Consider the following 19,688-nt stretch of genomic DNA (forward strand, 5'->3'; position numbering starts at 1 on the left):
AGTCTTGATAAAGCATCGTCATAATCCACTGCGGGTGGCCGGGCGGGTCACAGCTTACCGTAATGCATAAACATAAAACGAGGGATATATGATGGCAACGTATTCGTCTGTAACAGGGTGTACAGTGATCCTGCTGGCAGCGACCTGCGGGTCCGCTATTGCCGACAGCGGCAATCAGGATGGAGTGACGGTGGGGATAATGGGAGAAAACGCCCCCCGCTACAGTGGCGCGGATAAGCAGCACTGGACAGTGATGCCTTCCCTGCAGGTCCGTAAAGGCGCGTTTTTCTTCGACTCAACAAAAGGTATCGGTTATGACCTGCAGACGGATAATGGCCTCTATTTTGAAAATGCGTTCGGATACAGTTTTGGCCGTGCCGATCAAAATTCATCGTGGCGCGATGGTTCTGACAAACTGAAAGGAATGGGAAACATCCGTGGTGCACTGAACACGCAGGTTGCTGTTGGCTGGCAGGTGAACAGCTGGTTTACCCCGGAAATCCGTGCAACTCTGCCGCTGACGGATTCACAGGGGGTACAGTACCAGGCCTCGCTGACGCTCGTGCCCTGGCAGAACGACACAGATACGGTTGCCCTGCAGGGCGCGGCACTTTTTGGTGACGCCCGGTACATTAACACCTGGTACGGCGTTAATGCTGCCCAGAGCCGCACAACCGGTTTCCGGGAATACAACCGTAGCGCAGGATTTTATGCTACGCAGACTACCCTGAGCTGGCAGCATCAGTTTAATGAACACTGGGGCACCCTACTGGGCGCTTCATATGCCTGGCTTGCGGATAAAACCAGTGACAGTCCTGTTGTGTCAGCGCGAGACAATATCAGCGGTTTTGCTGGTATCAACTGGACATTCTGACACGCCAGGAACTGGCAGAGTCTCCGAAAAGTGGACTATCAGAAACATATATTTGAATGTTGATATCAGATGATGTTTTGCGAGTCATCTACTGGCTTGGAAATGGCTTCAAGCCCTGAGTGATATATCACCGGAAGATTACGAGCAGGAGCATGTACTATTACACTTTCAGTGGAGTGGATTATAAGCGCAGGATAATAGCATATGAGGACAGCATTAAAATTCATTACATTCCCAAATCCTTTATCTATATTCTCGCTAGTATAAAATCATGTATAGCGAAAGAAAACCCTAGCACCTTAAATAAGACCGCACCGACAGTCTTTTGCGCCGAGGTTCTTCTCCCCCCCATAAACAATGACCACGAAAATATCAGGAAAACTACGACATCACATGTCAGATGGGCCGAATCCCAGCTTAACCAGAATTGACGAATGAATACTTGAAAAATTTGACATAAATTGAATATCGTCATTCCATAATAGTATGGGCATAGTACGAACTGCCAGCTAGTTTGTTCCGTCCGTTGAGTCTCTAACTGACTATTATTTTAAGACTAACATATCAGTCTCTTTGATTTTTAGATAGCAATAATATTTGCTGATATTACTTCATTGAGTACTTCTACCGCCATACTGGCATCAAGATTCTTGACCGACACATAGACCTTTATATGAGCCTCCACGCTATCGAGAATTATCTCGAACGTACGGTCAAGCTCTTCTGGATAGTAGTTCATCACGCTGTCGAACACGCTATTGTACGATGCCCTGACAATCCCATTACATACCGTAAGGAATAAGGCGATATTTCTCATTCAGAACTGAATCACATGCGGTAGCAGGAGGATGAAAATCAGCTACTGAAGAAACAGGTGGCTGGCCTGAGTGTGGACAAGGAGATGCTTCAGGAGATGCTGAAGCAAAAGTTCTAAGGCCGGCACAGAAATACCAGTCGGTGCATTCTCTGCGGGAAGCATATCGTATCAACGCCTACCGGGGACGCGGGTTACTAATGCAAAGCAGAACTGTTTAACCGCCGCTATCGGACATAAATACTGGATTTTAATCTATTTAGAACTCAGAATGAGGTACGGGAGAATTACATTATGCTGGCTGAGGTAATACAATAACGAGCGGCCTCATGAATCTCTGAATAACCTGATACAGGAAGAGGTATCGGCTGATGACTGAAAACCCGGAGCTATCAAGAAGTGCATGGAACAAAAATGGCATGCTTAAACTTACAGCGTTTGGTTTACGTATACTTCGCTCTTCTTACTTTTTATGATGATAAATTTGGCATACCACCCTGTTCTTAATATATTTAAAAAAAACCAAATACTCCCTCCACAAATACTTGACGTCACATGATACATTAATGAGGCCTTAAAAGAAAAAACCGATGATTTAGTAAATCACACATAAATATTGAACACAATACATTTAACATAGAGAAAAAATTAGTGAGTTAAGTAATAGACATATTAAATCAAAACTACAACTCAAGACATCTAAACACCCCACCATGGTGCATAATAATAACAGAAATACTTCTAACCGTAAGGATACATGATAAAAAATGGTTACCACAGCGGGGAGGTAACCATTTTTAGTTAACTACTCTCTCGGAGGAAAACCTGCCTCACGTAAAGCATTAGCAACTTGTTCAGTAGATAAAGAAGTTTTCACTTCGATCTTACGAGTCGGTGGATCAGTTATGATACTTGCCTCAGGATCAATATTTTGAATCACTTTAGTCACTGTCCGGGCACATCCGCCGCATGTCATATTTTCTAGATGTAATTGCATATATATATCCTATTTAGTTGTAGTAACTTCAATGATAGAACTTGCCACCGTTGTAAGGTCAAGCCCTATCGCCAAAAATTTTCGTGCTTATATTCTCTGACTAAGCGTTTCACCTGAGGTGGGGATATATACTGCCCCAAAGTATTTCAAGTAAACCGTTCAGTTGTGCTTTCTGCCGGCTGTCGGGCAACAAGACGAAGACGTAGCAGTCCTCGCAGTAAAAGAAGTGGTTGCCGCGCCGTAACCCCTTATCCCTACGACAATGCAATACGCGGGCGGTTTTATCCCTCCACCCACGTATTGCCGACCTTATCGCCAGACAGTGGCGTTAACCTGCCCGGAGAGTTATGGCTTAGCCGGAGAGCTTTCTGTCCATCCGCCCCCCAGCGCTTTATACAAATTGACCAAATTGCTCATTCGCGCCAGTCGGGTCTGAACCAGAGTTTGCTGTGCACTGAACAGCGCTCGTTGCGCGTCAAGCTCCGCCAGATTATCGTCAATACCGGCCCGGAAGCGCTGTGAGGCCAATTCATAGTTAGCCTGGCTGGCCTGCACCAACAATTGTTCTGAACGGAATTGATCGTCCAGGGTTTGTCTGCCCGCCAGGCCATCAGCCACTTCGCGGAAGGCAACCTGAATCGCCTTCTCGTAATTCGCAATTTCGATGCGCTTTTGTACCTGGGCTAGGTCCAGATTGGCGCGCAGAGCGCCTCCCCGGAAAATAGGCAACGAGATTTGCGGAACAAAACTCCAGGCCGCTGACCCCGGCTCGAACAACCCGTCCAGACTCGAACTGGCCGTACCAGCCGATCCTGTCAAACTGATTGCCGGGAAAAATGCCGCGCGAGCGGCCCCGATATTGGCATTGGCCGCACGCAGTTGCTGCTCTGCCGCACGGACATCCGGACGACGCACCAGCAATTCTGCCGGCAAGCCCGCCGGCAACGCGGAAGGGATGATGTCATCGGGCAAGGTATTCGCCTTATCCAGGCTGGCCGAGAGTTCGGCCGTCAATGGCTGCCCTAAAAGCAAAACCAGTGCATTGCGATCCTGCGCCGCCACCCTCGTATAAGCAGCCTGACTGACTTCCGCAGTACGCAACGCAATCTCTGCGCGCCGCAAATCAATTTGCGTTGCATTACCCGCATCAAACAGCGCCTGGGTCAATGCGTAAGTCCTCTTTTGCGTGCTCAGCGTATCGTGAGCCAGTTGCAGCAACTCCTGATCCGCACGCAACGTCAGATAAGCGTTTGTCACCTCAGCGAGCAGGCTCAGCCTTGCCGCAATCCGTGTTTCATCCAACGCCAGGTACGTTGCCAGCGCCCGATCGCTGAGGCTACGAACCCGTCCCCACAAATCCAGCTCCCAGGCTGACACCGCACCATTAACGTCATAACTCCGCGTTATCTGCGTTGTACCACTCGGGCTGACATCTGCGGGCAGACGCTGCACGGTAGCGCCCGCATCCACATTCAGTGTTGGCAACATATCGGCACGACGGATCCGGTACTGAGCCCGCGCGGCCTCAACATCCAGCACCGACTTGCGCAGATCGCGGTTGTTTGCCAACGCGACCTCAAGTAATTGTTGCAACAACGGATCACGATAGAAATCGCGCCAACCGATATCAGCCACGGCAGTCTGAGCCGCTGAAACTGTTCCCTGAGCATAAGCCGCTCCCGAAGGATAGCTTGAGCTCGTTGGTGCAGAAGGCCGTTCGTAGTCCGGCGCCATAGTACAACCGGCCAATACCAGCGCCATCGCCAGCACCGAGAGTTTATTAATACGATGGTTCATTTCATACTCTGCTTTCATTATTCTCTCTCCGCCCGTCATGGCCGTGAATCACTGATTGCCCGCTGTGCCTGCTTGATTTCCCGGCGAATAACCAGCTTACGGACCACGACATAGAACACTGGCGTCAACAAGAGTCCGAACAGCGTCACCCCCAGCATCCCGGCAAACACGGCAATCCCCATGGCATGACGCATTTCCGCACCGGCACCGCTCGCGATCACCAAAGGCACAACCCCCGCAATAAATGCCAACGAGGTCATCAGTATCGGGCGCAGACGCAGGCGAGCGGCCTCCAGCACAGCAGCCAGAGGATCGACGCCTTCACTCTCTCTGGCGCGAGCGAACTCGACGATCAGGATTGCGTTTTTCGCCGCCAGTCCCACCAGCACCACAAAACCAATCTGCGTGAAGATGTTGTTATCTCCATTCGATAGCCAAACCCCGGCGATCGCGGAAAGTAATGCCATTGGGGCAATTAACAGCACCGCAAACGGCAGCGACCAGCTGTTGTATTGTGCGGCCAGGATCAGGAACGCCAGGAACACCGCCAACGGGAAGATATACAGCGCCGAGTTGCCAGTCTGCTTCTCCTGGTAAGTCAGATCGGTCCATTCGTATGTCATTCCCTCAGGCAGCGTTTCACTAACGATCTTCTCAATAGCTGCCGTTGCCTGTCCGGAGGAGTAGCCAGGCGCTGCGCCACCGGTAATATCCGCCGACGGATAACCGTTGTAACGCATAACACGGTCTGGTCCAGAGGTACGGGTAATGTTCACCAGCGTTCCCAGTGGGATCATGTCACCCGCGGCATTACGCACTTTAAGCAACCCGATATCTTCAGGCTGCATACGGAATTGCGCATCCGCCTGAGTGATCACCCGATACGTACGACCGAAGCGGTTAAAGTCATTTACATACAGCGACCCCAGATTCACCTGCAACGTATCAAAGATATCGGTCAGTGCGACGCCCTGAGACTTGGCTTTGACGCGGTCGATATCAACCTGCAACTGAGGTGCGTTGGTCTGGAAACTGGCCATCATCCCTGCCAGTTCAGGAGCCTGCATGGCCTTCGCCATAACCATCCCTTGAACACGGGTCAGCTCTTCAAAGCCAAGCCCTGCCCGGTCTTCGATCTGGAGTTTAAATCCTCCCATGCTGCCCAGCCCCGGTACCGGTGGTGGCGGGAAGATCCCGACAAAACCGTCAGGTATCTGGCTAAATTTCCCCATCAGGCTACCGGCAATAGCCTCGGCAGACAGCGAAGGATCCTTACGTTCACTGAAGGGTTTCAGCATGGTAAACATCAATGCGGAGTTAGGCATGTTAGGGCCGTTTACCGACAACCCAGGAAACGCCACGACGCTTTCCACTCCAGGTTCCGCCAGCGCAATTCGGGACATCTCTTTCACTACGGCTTCCGTGCGATCCAACGAGGCGCCGGAAGGCAATTGAGCAATCCCAACCAGATAGTATTTGTCCTGAGCGGGCACAAAACCGTTAGGAACCTGCTGGAACCCCAACAGTGTCAGGCCCAGGAAACCGGCATACAGCACCAGCACGATGATACTGCCGCGTACGGCCCGGCGGACTGCGCCAACGTAGTTGTTCGACAATCTATCGAAGAAAGCGTTAAAGCGACGGAAGAAACCACCGAATACGCGATCCATGATGCGCGTCAACCTGTCGGCCTGCGCCATATCCTGATGGGGTCTAAGCAGAACCGATGCCAGCGCCGGCGACAACGTCAACGAGTTGATCGCAGACAAGATCGTCGAAATGGCGATGGTCAGCGCGAACTGGCGATAGAACTCCCCCTGCAATCCTGACAGGAACGCAGAAGGAATAAACACAGCAGCCAAAACGGAAGTAATGGCTAAAATAGGGCCAGTCACCTCGTCCATGGCCCTTCTTGCCGCTTCTTTCGGAGAACGGCCCTGTGCAATATGCCGTTCGACGTTTTCAACCACCACAATGGCATCATCGACAACGATACCAATCGATAACACCAGACCAAACAACGACAGCGTGTTGAGCGAAAAGCCGAACAAATACATGAGGGCGAAAGTACCGACCAACGAAATAGGTACCGCGACCAGAGGGATGATCGAAGCCCGCCAGGTTTGCAGGAACAGCATCACCACCAGTACCACCAACACCGTCGCCTCCAGCAACGTCATTGCCACTGATTTCAACGAGGCGCTGACAAACACTGTCGGGTCATAAGCGATACGGTATTCGATACCTTCCGGGAAGTTGGCCTGCAGCCTCGCCATCGTCGCCCGAACCGAGGCAGAGACGTCCAGCGCATTGGCGCCTGGCGTCATAACGATGTGCATACCCACGGCATTTTTATCGTCCAGCAGGCTGCGCAGGGAATAGTTGTCCGATCCCAATTCCAGACGCGCAACATCGCGCAGGCGGGTAACCTGCCCGTCAGCGCCAGCTTTGATCACGATATCGCCAAACTGCTCAACGGTGGTCAGACGCCCCTGGGCATTGATACTGACTTCGAAGGCTGAGGAGCTGTTCGGCTGTTGACCGACAGAACCGGCCGCGACCTGGACATTCTGCTCACGAATTGCTGCGGTCACATCACTGGCCGTCAAACCGCGGGAAGCGACTTTGGTCGGATCCAGCCAGACGCGCATCGCGTATTCACCCTCGCCCCCAAGCGTGACGCTGGCAATACCTGGCAAGCGTGATAGCTCATCACGCACGTTCAACATGGCATAGTTGGAAACATAAAGCGGATCGTAGCGATCGCCCTGTGCAAATATATGCACAACCATGAGGATATCCGGTGACGTTTTCTCCGTCACGACACCGATCTGCTGCACCTCAGTCGGCAAGCGCGGCAAGGCCCGAGAAACCCGGTTCTGCACCTGAATCTGCGCAATATCGGGGTCGGTTCCCTGCCGGAATGAAATCGTCAAGACCATTCGACCGTCGGCAGACATCTGGGAACTCATGTACAACATGCCTTCCACCCCGTTGATTGCCTGTTCCAGTGGAGCAGCAACGGTGTCAGCAATCACCTTAGGGTTAGCACCAGGGTAGCTTGCCGAAACCTGCACGGTAGGCGGTGTTACCGATGGGTATTCACTCAGCGGAAGCTGAAAGAAAGCCAGAGCGCCAGCTATCAGCATAAACACCGATAACACAATCGCGAAAATAGGCCGCTGGATGAAGAAGTGTGGGAATTTCATTATTGGCCTCCCCCTTCAACGGAGCCGGCTTTTTCCCCCTCGCTAACCGACGCGCCAGAAGCCTGCATCGGGGTCAAACGCGGCGTCACCGCCATACCGGGACGCACCAGCCCCTTGATAATAATGTTCTCACCGGCTTTCAGGCCACTCTTGACCACGCGCAAACCATCAACCACCGCGCCCAGCTCAATCGGGCGATACTGCGCCTTATTATCCGCACCCACCACCAGGACATAGTTGCGTCCCTGATCGCTCCCTATCGCCTGATCGTCAATCAGAATCGCCTGATGTGCCGCACCGGTGGCCAGCTGCACGCGGGCAAAGGCACCTGGCGTCAGTTTCCCATCGTCGTTAGGGATTACGGCACGTACCCTGACAGTACCGGTACTACGATCGATCTGATTCCCGACAAAATCGAGCGTTCCCTGATGCGGGAAACCTTTTTCTGTCGCCAGCCCAACATGCACGGGTAAACGCTCTTCCACCTTGTTAACTGCGTCAGGACGTGCCTTGCTGACTGAATTAAGGAACGTCGCTTCGTCAATATCAAAGTAAGCGTATAGCGGATTGACGGAAACAATCGTTGTCAATAGCGTCGCAGATCCCGTACCACCGCCGCTGACCAGATTTCCCTCAGTCACCAGCATGCGATCCACGCGGCCGGTAATCGGTGCCACCACGCGCGAATAAGACAAGTCCAGTTTCGCCGCCGCAACCTCGGCCTTTGCAGCCTGCACCTCAGCCTGACGAGCATGACGTGTAGAAGCGGCGTCATCGTAATCTTTCCGGGATACCGCGCCATTGTTCACCAGCCGACCAACTCGTTCAAAATCGCGATTGGCCTGGATAGCCAGCGCTTCTGCCTGCTTGAGTCGTGCTTGCGCGCTGTCAAGAGCCACCTGGAATGGACGAGGATCAATTTGGAACAGCAGCTGCCCCTGACGCACCATGCTGCCTTCAGGTACGCTGACAGCGTCGATGGTACCGCCAACGCGTGGGCGTAGCTCTACGGTTTTTGGGGCCGCCAATGAACCGGTAAACTCTGCCGAAGGGACTATCTGACGCGAGAGCACTTCGGCTACGGGAACCTGGGGAGCCATAGGTGCGGCCGCTGCGGCCGGCTCATCGTTGCCGCCACTATCCCGGGCAAACGCAATCCCGGCAGTGGCGATGATTGCGGCCGACACAATCAGAACCCCAATTTTCATTTTCATAACAGTGATCCTTTCATACGCCACAGGCAGCCCCGGCCCATCCGAAAACGGCGCTGTAGCAATTTCTTACAAGGCTAAAGGTTGATGTTACTGGAAGGTCAAGCACACCAATTAAAAAAAATGAAAAACATCCAATCAGGCTTAATTAATATTTAATGTGTAAGCGTTAAACGAGCGCCGTATTGACGATTATTTATCGGGAAGAACCACGTTCCATGGAAGTAGTTCGGCCACTTTGTTGCTGGACTACTCCGGTAGTATGCTCAAGATATGGCGAAGGTAGTGACCCATGCAGCAATTGAGCTCACCGCTGAAGACTCACGCCAGACCTTCCCCCTTCTCCCGGGATAGCCGCCTGCGGCAGCATGTCATTCGTCATCGCGCTGCCAACCTGACCATTCAGAACCAGCGGCACAACATGCCGCATTTCTTTACGCAACTGGCTGATTTGCTAGCGCGGGACCAGCAGATGATTGGTAGGTGCTTGGCTGTCCGCGTGTCTCCGGGGTCAGACACTGACCTTTACTGACAGCTGGCGGCCCCCATTAAGGTCGGAACCACAGTACTTGGCGGGCTGTGCTGCAGGCGCTGATACTGCCCCAGTACCAGTTCGGCGCTGTTCAGAACATTTAGCATCCAGAACGGGGACATGTCTGCCATGCGCTCGTTACTATAGGGCAGGATCGTCTACCGGGGTGGGGTCAGTCCATCAACGGCTCGGAAGTGTCTAGATTACCCGTGGCGATTCAAGAAGGTTGAATATGATTCCCGACTCATTAATGGAACGCTGCATGATGTTATGCATTACGGGTTGACATTACGATGTGACGGGCCGGGTTAGCTGTATGGAGCCTGTACACAAGTTTGTGTAATTGCCTGATTTTGATATGTTCAATTCAACATCAAAAGCAGGTTACTTTATGGACGAAAAACAGTTGTAGGCTCTGGCTAACGAACTGACCAAAAATCTCAAAACCCCTGACGATCTCAACCAGTTCGATCGCCTGCTGAAAAAAATCAACGTTGAGCGCCGCCTCAACGCCGAAATGCTCCATCACCTCGGCTACGGTAAACATCAGTCTAAACCGGGTGCCAACTCCCGCAACGGCTATTTCACAAAAACCGTTACCACCGGCGATGGCCCGCTGGAACTGCGTACGCCGTGCGATCGTGACGGCTCCTTCGAGCCCCAACTGGTGAAGAAAAACCAGACCCGGATCACCGGGATGGATAACCAAATCCTGTCACTGTACGCCAAAGGGATGACCACCCGTGAGATAGTGGCTGCGTTCAAAGAGTTGTATGACGCGGATGTCTCACCGACGCTGGTAGTCCTTCATGCTCCGGAAGGTCAGACTGATGTTGTCTTCACTGCCATCATCAGCAAGCGTGTTTTTAACGGTAAGATTGACTTTTGGGGAATATTCAGAAATGACAGAATCACAATTATTTTTATTCAAATCAACTTTTTTGCGCTCAGACAAGGGGCAGACTCCTGACCATTACTGAAGTCGCCCGCCACGAGCAATTTCAGGGGGAGCTCCGTTTTCTTGCTCGCACCACCGGTATGCAAATCAAGTTTTAAATTAATACGCGCTTTAGGGATTTCGGACTGAAAGGAAGAATTAGACATGGCTGTCCCTGTTCTATGGAGTGATAGAAACGGTCAATGCCAGTGAAAAATAAATAAGAAAAAATTACCCAGCCAGAACAACTTTCCGGTTCGCGTCATCCGACGTAAATAAAAATCCCGGAACCAAAAAAAGCGGGCGCATTCCATCCACCAGCATGTCGACACTGTATTTTCTGGGTATTTGTCTGAAATGAAAAATTTCGGATAAGGCCCAATGGCTGGAGTTTGGGAACGTTCCCTGCCAGATCGAAAATGAAAAAATGTAACAAAGATTTACATTCCTGGCTTTTAACAAAAAAAATATCATCTTTCTGATTTATAAAAATTTTACACCATAACCCTTCAGGCCCCGCGGGATAAGGATGTACAGAAAATGATCAATTTGGCTTAGGGTGTATATTTGTACAAAATATCACCAGTCACGTGAAATATCTGATTTTGTACTTTTATCAGAAATTGAGAAGCTGGACGTGACTGAGCATGTGAAAAACTGGCGACAGTTTCAGGTTTCCATCATTTCTTATTATTCACGTAAACCGGGCTTATTTATTTTTTTTCAGATTAAAGGAATTGCAACGCCCGGACTTTACGCATATCTCATACCTGTACCAGCGATATGAATATCTCAGCCGCCGGTGCATTAGCGCGACCAGGAACAACACCCGTTCGGTTTACAGAAAGACAGACGTGGACAGTGATGAGCTTTGCTGCGGGTTGAGAACGGTTGTTTTACTGCTCAAGGTTGTAACACGATCCGATTCGACTCCAGCATGACAGCCGACAGTGTATGAGCCGCAAAAACAGCCATACAGGCTGACAAGTCGCCATTCACAAGAAACTCAACCGGCGCAACGAGTTTCCCTCCATCCGAAAATCCGCAGGTCAGTGCCGACTTCCTTACCAGCAGTGCATTCGCATCGCTGTATTCCAGGGCCAGAAGCGTTTCATTGTCCCAGTCCCTGTCACTCACCGCTGCATTGACCCAGCCCCGCGATTTAAGCTGTTCAATTGCGTACGTCAGCCGATACAAATCCGACTGCGCTGACACCGGTCCGGTGCACGAAGACCACAGATATTCCAGACGACTGAATAAGCTGGCGGCAAGGCCTTTGTTACGCCCCAGCGTCAGCAATCCCTCAATATCAGATGCGATTGCACGTGGAAACCGTTTTTGCTTATACGCCACCGTTAACCAGCGCAGTATAAATGCATGCGTGCTGAGTGGCGACAATGCCTGACCATCCTGCTGAGCGGTACGTAAGGCGACAAGGGCGCACCAGGCGAAATGCGCAAGTGCTGTGACGGTTTGTTCCGGGGGTAAGGTATCGTGAGCTTTTTTCATTCAGGGATTATATCGGCGCTGCAGACACCGGGGAAGACCTGGATAACTCCCCCATTAATTAGAGAAGCTATTACTTTCACGGACAAATCATCCCCGTTCTGGCCGTTGCTATTGGCTCTGACATGGCCTTAACATGCACGGTAAGCTGGTTAAAGGGTGTTGCGAAGACTCCCTGAGCGACGCGGTTAATAATGATCTGCGTCATACTCGTTACACCGTCAGTGCAGGCGGTACCGGTCACCTTTTGCCATGCGTCGGCGATGATGGCGTTAAGCCCCGGAGGCGCACTGTCGGTCAGTTGCAGGTTTCGCCCTGTACCCAGCGTATCGAGATTGAGCAGCAGCACCATTTTGCACTCCGGTGCGCTGGCCGTCTCCCATATCCAGCGTAACAGCGTCGGGAGTGAACGATGTCGTGCCTGCTGACGCTGGCGCGAATATTCGCCGGTGCGCTGCCAGACTTCAGAGTGAAAACGCAGAATCAATGACCGGTATTCGCTCATGGCTTCACGATACGGTAGCGCCAGCGTAAAGCTGAATGCCGCCAGTCGCGGGTAATGGTCAACGGCCTGTTGCAGAAATGCACGCGTGCTGACGGCATCCGCGCTGACAGCATCAGACGCCCGTATGTAAGAATGATTCATAATGCAGACTCTCTTTAGGTTAAATCAGGGAGGACACCGCCTCTACGGCGGTATCTGGTTCATAAAGACGGGGAACTATCTGGTACTGCAGCAGTAGTTTCTCTGCCAGTGCGCTTCTTCGATGCTGTAGATACCAGTCAGACACCGGGGACAGTGCTTCACGCCCTGGTAATGGTCGCCGCACCACACGCAGTACCAGGAGAGCACCATTACCGTCGCTTCCAGCCCGTTGATGAGACTGCGCAGCTTTCGGTGCCGGGCTTCGGTTTTCACTTCCGGGTCAAGGTGGGCGCAGGCCATCAGCACATGCCGGGCCACGCTCTGCTGGTCATGTTCAAACCACGGCGGCTCCCCGTATGTCCCCGCATGGAGCACCAGTCGACAGCCGCAGGACGCGCAGCTCCATATCTGCCCCGGCGCACTCACGGCCTCCCCGGCTGTCGCGAAGTGGCCTTCGCGGTCATTGGCCAGATAACATTTCAGCATGCGCATGCCGTCACTTCCTCTATCCGGTTGGTATCAGCACGCACATCACTGTGCTCGCCCGTCCGGCAGGTGAGGCAGTAGCGCTCACCGTGGTAATCACTGCCGCAGCCGTGACAGTGCCAGTCTGCGTAGAAAACCAGGGGACGGGCTTCCGGTACATAAGACTGCAGTTGCCGGATATGGCGGGTCTCCCTCACCCCGGGCTTTACATACGGGCAGTGCTGTCGACCGTTCTCCGAAAGCTTTGCTGCATGATGTTCAAACCACGGACGTTCGGTGTCGTATTCAGGATGGTACTGCAGGGCACTGGCACACAGATGGCAGCTGTAGCGGTCATACGGCGCGGTCTGCGCGGTTATGGCTCCCGTGAGACGGCCGTTGCCGTCCAGAGCCATAAACGATTTTGCATACATAGTGGTACTCTCCTTACCGCCAGACGACACGCAGGCGTCAGCCGTCCCGGTACGGGCAGCGTGGCAGGGTGAATGGCGGTTCAGTTATGCGTTAGCGGGTCGGTACGGTTGGTGGTCGGCACCGGAATACAGAAAGGTTACGGTTGTGCAGGTGCGTCGGTGGGTCTGAAACAAACGGGACAGGGTCTGGCGCCACAGTACTGTCGCCGGCAACGGGGACACGTCCAGCGAACCGGGATGGCCTGTGGCTGAGTGCGGCGTCGTTTTTCCATTCAGATATCCTCCCTGCTCAGACGCCACGGGAATCAGCAATACGCTGCTGCATCCAGGCTTCCACCTCGCTTCTGCGCCAGCGGGAGCTGCGCCCCAGCTTGATGGGTTTCGGAAACAACCCGTCGCCAATCAGTTTGTAAAACCATTTGTCGGTCATCCCGGTAAACGTGGTGATAAAGGTCATGTCGATAAGCGGGTCCTGAGCTGAAAGCAGTGTGTCAGGGCTGGCATTAATATTCGTATTCAACGTGGTCATGGTATTTTTCTCCCTCTGAGGATATGGCTATCGGGAGACGTCCGGTGGTGGTTGAATCATGGGGTTACCGGTTCTCCTCAGAGGATAGGGGAACGTTGTAAAAAATTACCCGGCCCGCACAATCAGGCCTGATGAATCGAGATATGTCTGGCTCAGCCACGGCTGCAACCGAAGTTACGCTCACCGTCACCGGTGATTTTGGTCTCCAGCTTGGCTAAATAGGCCGCCTGCGACAGGGCCTGTTGCAGTTGAGCACCATCGCCACGTGTCAACCATGAGACTGGACTCGCCGGGAAACGAGCCAGAACGGCATGCGCCTGTGCATCCACCTTCAGGGCGCTGCACCACGCTTGTTTAATCATACCTGCAAGCGAATCCGGGTCTTTGTAATCTCCCGGTCCGCACCACGTATCGCGGTTCAGCAACAGCACCGCGTGGTAATGCTTCTTCCCTTTGATTTCACCAAACTCCCGCGCCCAGATAAAACGCAGCGTGGTCGGCCAGACGCGTTTGCCCTCGCGACGTTGACGCGTCTGAAGGGCATCAATCCGGGCTTTCAGGGAATCGGTGAAGCGGGAGATAACAGCAGCATCGGTGGCCGCTGGCGTATCCGGCAGACGGAGGTCAACACGCAGGGCCAGTAAGCGGGTGTAAGCGTTAAGAGCGCAACTGAAGGTATCAGCGATGCGTTGCTGCCAGTAAGGGTCGTATGTGTAACTCATTAAAATGGACTCCGGTGGGTTATCGTTCATAACCATTACCGGTGCTGTTAAAAAAAACTTATTGCCTTCAGCGAGTCCGCCAGTCGATCCCTCAGAGACGGCTGGCTTCAGTAAAATATCGTGGCTGGCAGAATGATTGCGTAAAGGGTAATCGCCTCTCAGAAATCGGTTCTAATGCCGGGTGACCCGAAGGCTGCGAAAAAACAGTCTTCCCGTTAGACGATGGCGGGTACGCTTGACATAAGCGGCGTCAACGAGTTCATCGGGTGGCAAATCACGGGTGATATTACAAATCGTCGCCAGTGCTGTATCGGAGAGTTTAAAACTCCGTGACAAGGCGTAGTAATCCCCGGTTTTTTGGTTACTGATGTTATCGAATAACGCTCTGAAGAAATCCGTCTGTGAAGGTCTGCGGGCGTTGATAATTGCCTCTGTCGCTTCATCCCTGAATGTTACCTCCACCTCTTCCATCCCCAGTGAGCGAATGATCCCGGCAATGTCAGGCCAGTAGCGAAGATCGAAACTGTTAAGTCGCTGCAATTCTGGCTTACAGAAGCAGCTGAAGATTGCGATGCCCTTGTATTGACCTGGACCCAAAATAGGTTGTGGTTACCCTGAAAAGCAAATATTACCCCAGAGGGATGTATATACCCGGGGCAAGAGCCCCTGTACCAGTCCCTCATTGCTGTCATGATATTATTACCCCGTTCAATAAGCCCGATAAATAATCGTTATCGGGACTACTGCTAAAACGCCCTGTAACGCATCAGGAGCGCCATATTCATACTAACCACAGATTTCCACTATCGTGTTATTCAATGCGCTTATGCAGGCTCACAGGAAGCTATGGCGGTATAAGACACTACAGCGCTCAATTACTTATTAAATAGCTTGCGGTGATTACCAGGATAATCACCCTATTCCACGTCACCTCAATCGGGTTATTCTGTTTACGATACAATCATGACTATTATCACCAACACGGATAATGCCCCGTTTACAGTCGTTACCAATGGCCTTGTTTACACATATCAAAAAACTTTCAGGGATAACGGGTCACCGTAGTATCTGTAACTGACAGGTATTGTAAGCGTCAATATCAGGCAGACAGAGCAATACCGACAGGCTTACTACAGGTTAGTTCACTGACTGAGCATTTAACGCTCATCACTAATACGCAGACCAGTAATAAACCATTGATACTCACCTGCTGATTTTCAGGCATGACCATTCACCCAAAACGTTACTGTTAACCAGTAACCACCCTGTCGTTATGATTATTAGATTACTGATGTTAATCATCTTCACTTTTATCCTGACGAGGACTAGTCAATGGTAATATCGACTCAATTCAATTCTGTTTTCTTAATGATAGATTTTTAATGAGTGCTAAACATTCAGGTTGTGACTACATTGAATGGTGTATTTCTTACCTGATGGCAATGATTGCTCAATGGATACCATCCAATAGTACTATCCCCTTAGTGAATACCTTCAGATAATAATACCTCCCAGGCATAACCCACTTACTGATAACACATCATCGATTACTGTTACAAATGATAAGACCCCTTCTTTAATATATTAATACCAATCCAACACGCCAGGCATAACAATAGCTATGAAGATAACCACGCCAGACAGCACTTACCTACAACAAACGCCTGCATCAGTTACTCTGGAATTATCTTTTTTCAATAACATGAAAATAGACACCACGTCATATCAAATAACCTCAATCAAATTAACCCCGTATCATCACTGCCCGCAGAAGCCCTCAATCCTGATTATGAGCAACAAAATGGAAATACCTCATGGCAGCCCGACCTGATACCAGAAATGCCCCCTGAAGCGAACCAGGCACCATGATGGGGATGAAAACGAAAGCATGCAGGAGAACAAGATAACCTATTGAGACGATACTCATCCAGTAAACAGAGAAGCATCTGAGAGATAAACAAAGAAAATGACAACTTTAAAACCATGGTAAAACCTTGTCAAAACCAGTATAAATCAACAATAAAACCTCACGATGACTACCAGATGTGTTTTTAAGTGACGATAAAACCATCATCGTGATACTGTGTAGCTACAACAATCACCACCATAACCACTACTATGTAGTTTACGATTACAGGTATCCACAATGGTTGTACATTACGACAATGGCAGACAACATCTTATAAAAACCCGTGACCTGAGAGTCTGTGCTTTTTATGCCGGGTGGCTGGGTGTTAATAAAATAATTAACACCCGTGACATTCCTCACCAGGATGCAGAAAGTTGTCGACAGGCACTCAACAAACTGATTAATCAGTTCATACCGAATGCAGAACAGCGGGCAAGACTTTTTTCTGATATGGAAACAGCCCGTGATGAAAACATCCTTCCGCTGGAAAGTTTTGACTGGCTAGAACAGGATGAACGGGCAACATTCTGGTTATGGGCGTATATTTGCAAGGCCGGAGACTACGAACTTGGTATTGACAAACCAGCAAATGCAGAGTTCGGAAAGAACTGGTATCAGCGAATGAATCTGAGTGTATCTCCGACAAGCCACCAGGAAAGAATTAATATTATCATCTCTTTTTTCGACAACATTATTATTCCGACCCCACCGGTAAATCATCTCAAGCGCCAGGTCATGGACAGGCTGAAAGACCAGTGGAAAAATATTTACAGCAAACCAGCTCCGCTGAAATGGTTACCTAATGAAGAAGACGCGGTACTGTGGGCATGGAACAGCCTCAAATCGCTTCAGGAAGAAAGAAATGCGCCCACTATCGGGCTCTCATTAAATATTTCAACGCCAGGAATGAGTACCTGGTTTACCCCCCTGAGTCATTCTGAACGCAATTTAGCCCTGCGCACGGCGATCGACTTATGGGACGATGCACCGGATACAAAGCGTTTATTCCTTCTGAACCTGAATAAAGCCTGGAACCAGCAAAAATTACGTCAGTCCCGTACCGATAAAAAAGCACTCAATACGTACCTGAAGAACGAAACAAAAACTCGACTGGACTTTATGGCAGAACGTAGCGGAGTTCGCATCAGTGATATGCTGGAAATGCTGATTAATGACCATTACCGAAAAACCTGTGGTGGTGAGTGAGGGCTTTGCGCTAAAAACAAGGTGAGCGGAGGCAGTAATACAGACCAGAAATGACATTCAAAATAATTTCAGACCTATATTACCGGTGTGAGAACGGCAGCAGAAGTGCTGCCGTTTTGTTATTTCACTCACGGAGGTTAATGTGTCCAGTAAGAACAAACGGGGTCCCGATACCCTGTTACCGTCGTTATTCCTTCTCCCGGGTCAACTGTCCCACAAAATACCCGTGCGTATGCTTCTCGCGCTAAGTCACAGCTATGCTTTCTGTTCCGGTACCCAGGTCTCTCTGATACACGGTCCGCCAGCTCATGAAGGCGGCTATTTATTGCCAGTAATAAGGGAGAAAGAAATGCATTGTCCGAATTGCGGTTCGCAAAACATACGACTGCGCCATGTGGGTAAAAAGACGGGTGGGGTCATTGGCGCAACAGCCGGAGGCATTGCCGGGCTTGAAGGAGCCTCCACCGGTGCGCTGATAGGTTCAGTCATTCCGGTTGTCGGTACGATAGCCGGAGGCCTCATTGGTTTTCTGTCCGGCGCCTGTGCTGGTGCGGTGGCAGGCTCTCTGGCCGGAGAACAACTGGACGGTACCGTCTTTGATGAATACGGCTGCACGCAGTGCGAGCATATCTTCAGTGCACCGTAACGTTAATAAGGGTCAGCCCATCCTGCACAAAGCCTGAGCCGCTGACCGTACTCGCTACGGCACGACTGATGACAGGGCGTGTCAGCATGCTGTCGTCATTTCAGCTACCTGGCACTAACCCTTTGTTAATTCTCCTGTTTACTGAAAGATGAATTTTACTTTTTCTTTTCCGCCATTACGGGGGATGGACATAACGTGTCCCTCCCCGCCCGCATAATAACCGCATGAAATATCAACCTATTTATCGCACACGGAGCGTCCATGCAACGACCCGATGAAGAGGCCCGCTACGACCGGCTGGCCGTCAGATTGTCGGTCATTATCAGCCGGTTAATGGCCGGAGAAACGCTGACCCTTCAGACACTGTCCGGTGAGTTTGGTGTATCGATACGCACCCTGCGTCGTGACTTACATCAACGGCTGGTCCACCTCGACATTATCGGGGAGAACGGCACGTATCGGCTCAGTGAGAGCGCCACGCGTGATCACTCTCCGGGGGCCGTTTCCTTTGCCCGCAGTACCGGTATCGCACGCATTATCCCGTCGCAGAACCGGCAACTGATGCACCTGCTGATGAATGAAACGGGCACCTCACCCTGCTTTATCTGGCACGACTTACCGCCAGCATGGACACAGGCTGACAGTTTTCATCGTCTGGCCGAAGCCATTTGTCATCACCGGGTGGTCAGTCTGCTGGTCGGCGGTGTCCGTCACGATGAGCAGGAGCCTTACCGCCTGATTTACCGGCATCAGCACTGGTATCTGGTCGTCTGTTGCCGGGGGAGCCTTCGGGTGTTCCGGCTGGAAGACATTATCTCGGCCTCACTCTCAGAGCAAACCTTCCGTCGCCGGAGCGAAATCAGTTCGCTCATTACTGAAGAGGGATTTATCAGCGCACTGCCCCACTTTCACTTTATCAGTGATGTCATTCACACCTTCAGGGAACAACACCCTGAACATCCATCCAGACCCAAAGGAGTCAAATCGTGAAACCTGTCGAAGGCCCTCTGCTGCTCTTCACCCTGATGTTGTCTGCCGTAACCCTGAGCGGCTGTGGCGACAAAAATGAACGCGAGTTTATCCGGGGATGCAAATCAGGCGGCGGTACTACCGCCGTCTGCGGATGTATCCGGGATGACCTCAAAACGAAATATACGCACGGGGAGCTGGAGAAAATGAACCAGCAATACGGTTATGTCCCCCCGCGCTTCATGGACAACATGCTGAGCGCTGCTCAGCAGTGCAGAAAATAAG

17 protein-coding genes and 3 pseudogenes are annotated in these 19,688 nt (G+C 51.3%); 6 read left to right on the forward strand and 14 right to left on the reverse strand.

Annotation, left to right across the window (positions count from 1 at the left end):
* Positions 1–88 precede the first annotated feature (88 nt).
* Entirely contained in the window at positions 89–874 is a 786-nt protein-coding gene (locus tag ACJ9Y9_RS19875; protein ID WP_016154445.1) for a MipA/OmpV family protein, read from the forward strand.
* 1,619 nt (positions 875–2,493) lie between these two features.
* Here the strand turns inward: ACJ9Y9_RS19875 and ACJ9Y9_RS19880 are convergent.
* From ACJ9Y9_RS19880 to ACJ9Y9_RS19905, 6 genes and pseudogenes are all read right to left on the reverse strand, one after another.
* Positions 2,494–2,685 (reverse strand): heavy-metal-associated domain-containing protein, encoded by a 192-nt coding sequence (locus tag ACJ9Y9_RS19880; RefSeq protein WP_016154448.1) that lies wholly within the window; start codon positions 2,683–2,685, stop codon positions 2,494–2,496.
* Between the two features lie 345 nt (positions 2,686–3,030).
* Complete coding sequence (locus tag ACJ9Y9_RS19885; protein WP_009652383.1) at positions 3,031–4,500, reverse strand: efflux transporter outer membrane subunit; 1,470 nt, start codon at positions 4,498–4,500, stop codon at positions 3,031–3,033.
* A gap of 17 nt (positions 4,501–4,517) precedes the next feature.
* Positions 4,518–7,691: an efflux RND transporter permease subunit gene (locus tag ACJ9Y9_RS19890; protein ID WP_009652455.1), complete on the reverse strand. Its 3,174-nt coding sequence runs from the start codon at positions 7,689–7,691 to the stop codon at positions 4,518–4,520.
* On the reverse strand, positions 7,691–8,905 hold the full coding sequence (locus tag ACJ9Y9_RS19895) for an efflux RND transporter periplasmic adaptor subunit (protein WP_009652401.1): 1,215 nt from the start codon (positions 8,903–8,905) through the stop codon (positions 7,691–7,693). The genes ACJ9Y9_RS19890 and ACJ9Y9_RS19895 overlap by 1 nt, the downstream gene beginning before the upstream one ends.
* A 304-nt stretch (positions 8,906–9,209) precedes the next feature.
* Positions 9,210–9,332 (reverse strand): hypothetical protein, encoded by a 123-nt coding sequence (locus ACJ9Y9_RS19900; RefSeq protein WP_369700765.1) that lies wholly within the window; start codon positions 9,330–9,332, stop codon positions 9,210–9,212.
* Positions 9,333–9,451: 119 nt separating this feature from the next.
* Positions 9,452–9,577 (reverse strand): annotated as a pseudogene (locus ACJ9Y9_RS19905) (hypothetical protein); the annotation flags it as partial.
* A 272-nt stretch (positions 9,578–9,849) separates the two neighbouring features.
* On the opposite strand from ACJ9Y9_RS19905, the pseudogene ACJ9Y9_RS19910 reads away from it, so the two are divergent.
* Positions 9,850–10,236, forward strand: a pseudogene (locus ACJ9Y9_RS19910) (transposase); the annotation flags it as partial.
* Here ACJ9Y9_RS19910 and tssB read toward each other — a convergent pair.
* The 8 genes and pseudogenes from tssB to ACJ9Y9_RS19950 all read right to left on the reverse strand — a co-directional run.
* Positions 10,234–10,538: pseudogene (tssB, locus tag ACJ9Y9_RS19915) on the reverse strand (type VI secretion system contractile sheath small subunit); the annotation flags it as partial. The pseudogenes ACJ9Y9_RS19910 and tssB overlap by 3 nt on opposite strands.
* Before the next feature lie 736 nt (positions 10,539–11,274).
* Positions 11,275–11,880 (reverse strand): DUF2913 family protein, encoded by a 606-nt coding sequence (locus tag ACJ9Y9_RS19920; protein ID WP_009652485.1) that lies wholly within the window; start codon positions 11,878–11,880, stop codon positions 11,275–11,277.
* 76 nt (positions 11,881–11,956) lie between these two features.
* Positions 11,957–12,523 carry an inovirus-type Gp2 protein gene (locus tag ACJ9Y9_RS19925; RefSeq protein WP_009652434.1) on the reverse strand — a complete coding sequence of 189 codons (567 nt, stop codon included), beginning with the start codon at positions 12,521–12,523 and terminating at the stop codon, positions 11,957–11,959.
* Between the two features lie 75 nt (positions 12,524–12,598).
* Positions 12,599–13,015, reverse strand: a complete 417-nt coding sequence (locus tag ACJ9Y9_RS19930) for a putative zinc ribbon protein (RefSeq protein WP_009652429.1) — start codon at positions 13,013–13,015, stop codon at positions 12,599–12,601.
* Positions 13,003–13,422, reverse strand: coding sequence for a putative zinc ribbon protein (locus ACJ9Y9_RS19935; protein ID WP_016154451.1), 420 nt, complete (start codon positions 13,420–13,422; stop codon positions 13,003–13,005). Before ACJ9Y9_RS19935 ends, ACJ9Y9_RS19930 begins: the two co-directional genes overlap by 13 nt.
* A gap of 289 nt (positions 13,423–13,711) precedes the next feature.
* Positions 13,712–13,951, reverse strand: a complete 240-nt coding sequence (locus ACJ9Y9_RS19940) for an AlpA family transcriptional regulator (RefSeq protein ID WP_009652493.1) — start codon at positions 13,949–13,951, stop codon at positions 13,712–13,714.
* A gap of 152 nt (positions 13,952–14,103) precedes the next feature.
* A complete protein-coding gene (locus ACJ9Y9_RS19945; protein WP_016154452.1) occupies positions 14,104–14,673 on the reverse strand; it encodes an inovirus Gp2 family protein in 570 nt (189 codons plus the stop codon).
* Between the two features lie 171 nt (positions 14,674–14,844).
* Complete coding sequence (locus ACJ9Y9_RS19950; protein ID WP_009652475.1) at positions 14,845–15,213, reverse strand: hypothetical protein; 369 nt, start codon at positions 15,211–15,213, stop codon at positions 14,845–14,847.
* Between the two features lie 1,606 nt (positions 15,214–16,819).
* On the opposite strand from ACJ9Y9_RS19950, the gene ACJ9Y9_RS19955 reads away from it, so the two are divergent.
* The 4 genes from ACJ9Y9_RS19955 (at position 16,820) to ACJ9Y9_RS19970 (ending at position 19,687) form a co-directional block, all read left to right on the forward strand.
* Positions 16,820–17,788 (forward strand): hypothetical protein, encoded by a 969-nt coding sequence (locus tag ACJ9Y9_RS19955; protein ID WP_016154453.1) that lies wholly within the window; start codon positions 16,820–16,822, stop codon positions 17,786–17,788.
* 349 nt (positions 17,789–18,137) lie between these two features.
* Positions 18,138–18,434, forward strand: a complete 297-nt coding sequence (locus ACJ9Y9_RS19960) for a membrane protein (RefSeq protein ID WP_009652512.1) — start codon at positions 18,138–18,140, stop codon at positions 18,432–18,434.
* Between the two features lie 261 nt (positions 18,435–18,695).
* The gene (locus ACJ9Y9_RS19965) at positions 18,696–19,424 is read left to right on the forward strand and encodes a helix-turn-helix transcriptional regulator (RefSeq protein WP_407226219.1); all 729 of its coding nucleotides are present in this window, start codon (positions 18,696–18,698) and stop codon (positions 19,422–19,424) included.
* A complete protein-coding gene (locus ACJ9Y9_RS19970) occupies positions 19,421–19,687 on the forward strand; it encodes a hypothetical protein (protein ID WP_009652486.1) in 267 nt (88 codons plus the stop codon). The genes ACJ9Y9_RS19965 and ACJ9Y9_RS19970 overlap by 4 nt, the downstream gene beginning before the upstream one ends.
* Position 19,688: the final 1 nt, after the last annotated feature.

The sequence above is a fragment of the Enterobacter sp. CPE_E1241 genome (assembly GCF_045618265.1).
In the GTDB taxonomy this organism is placed as follows: Bacteria; Pseudomonadota; Gammaproteobacteria; order Enterobacterales; family Enterobacteriaceae; genus Enterobacter; species Enterobacter adelaidei.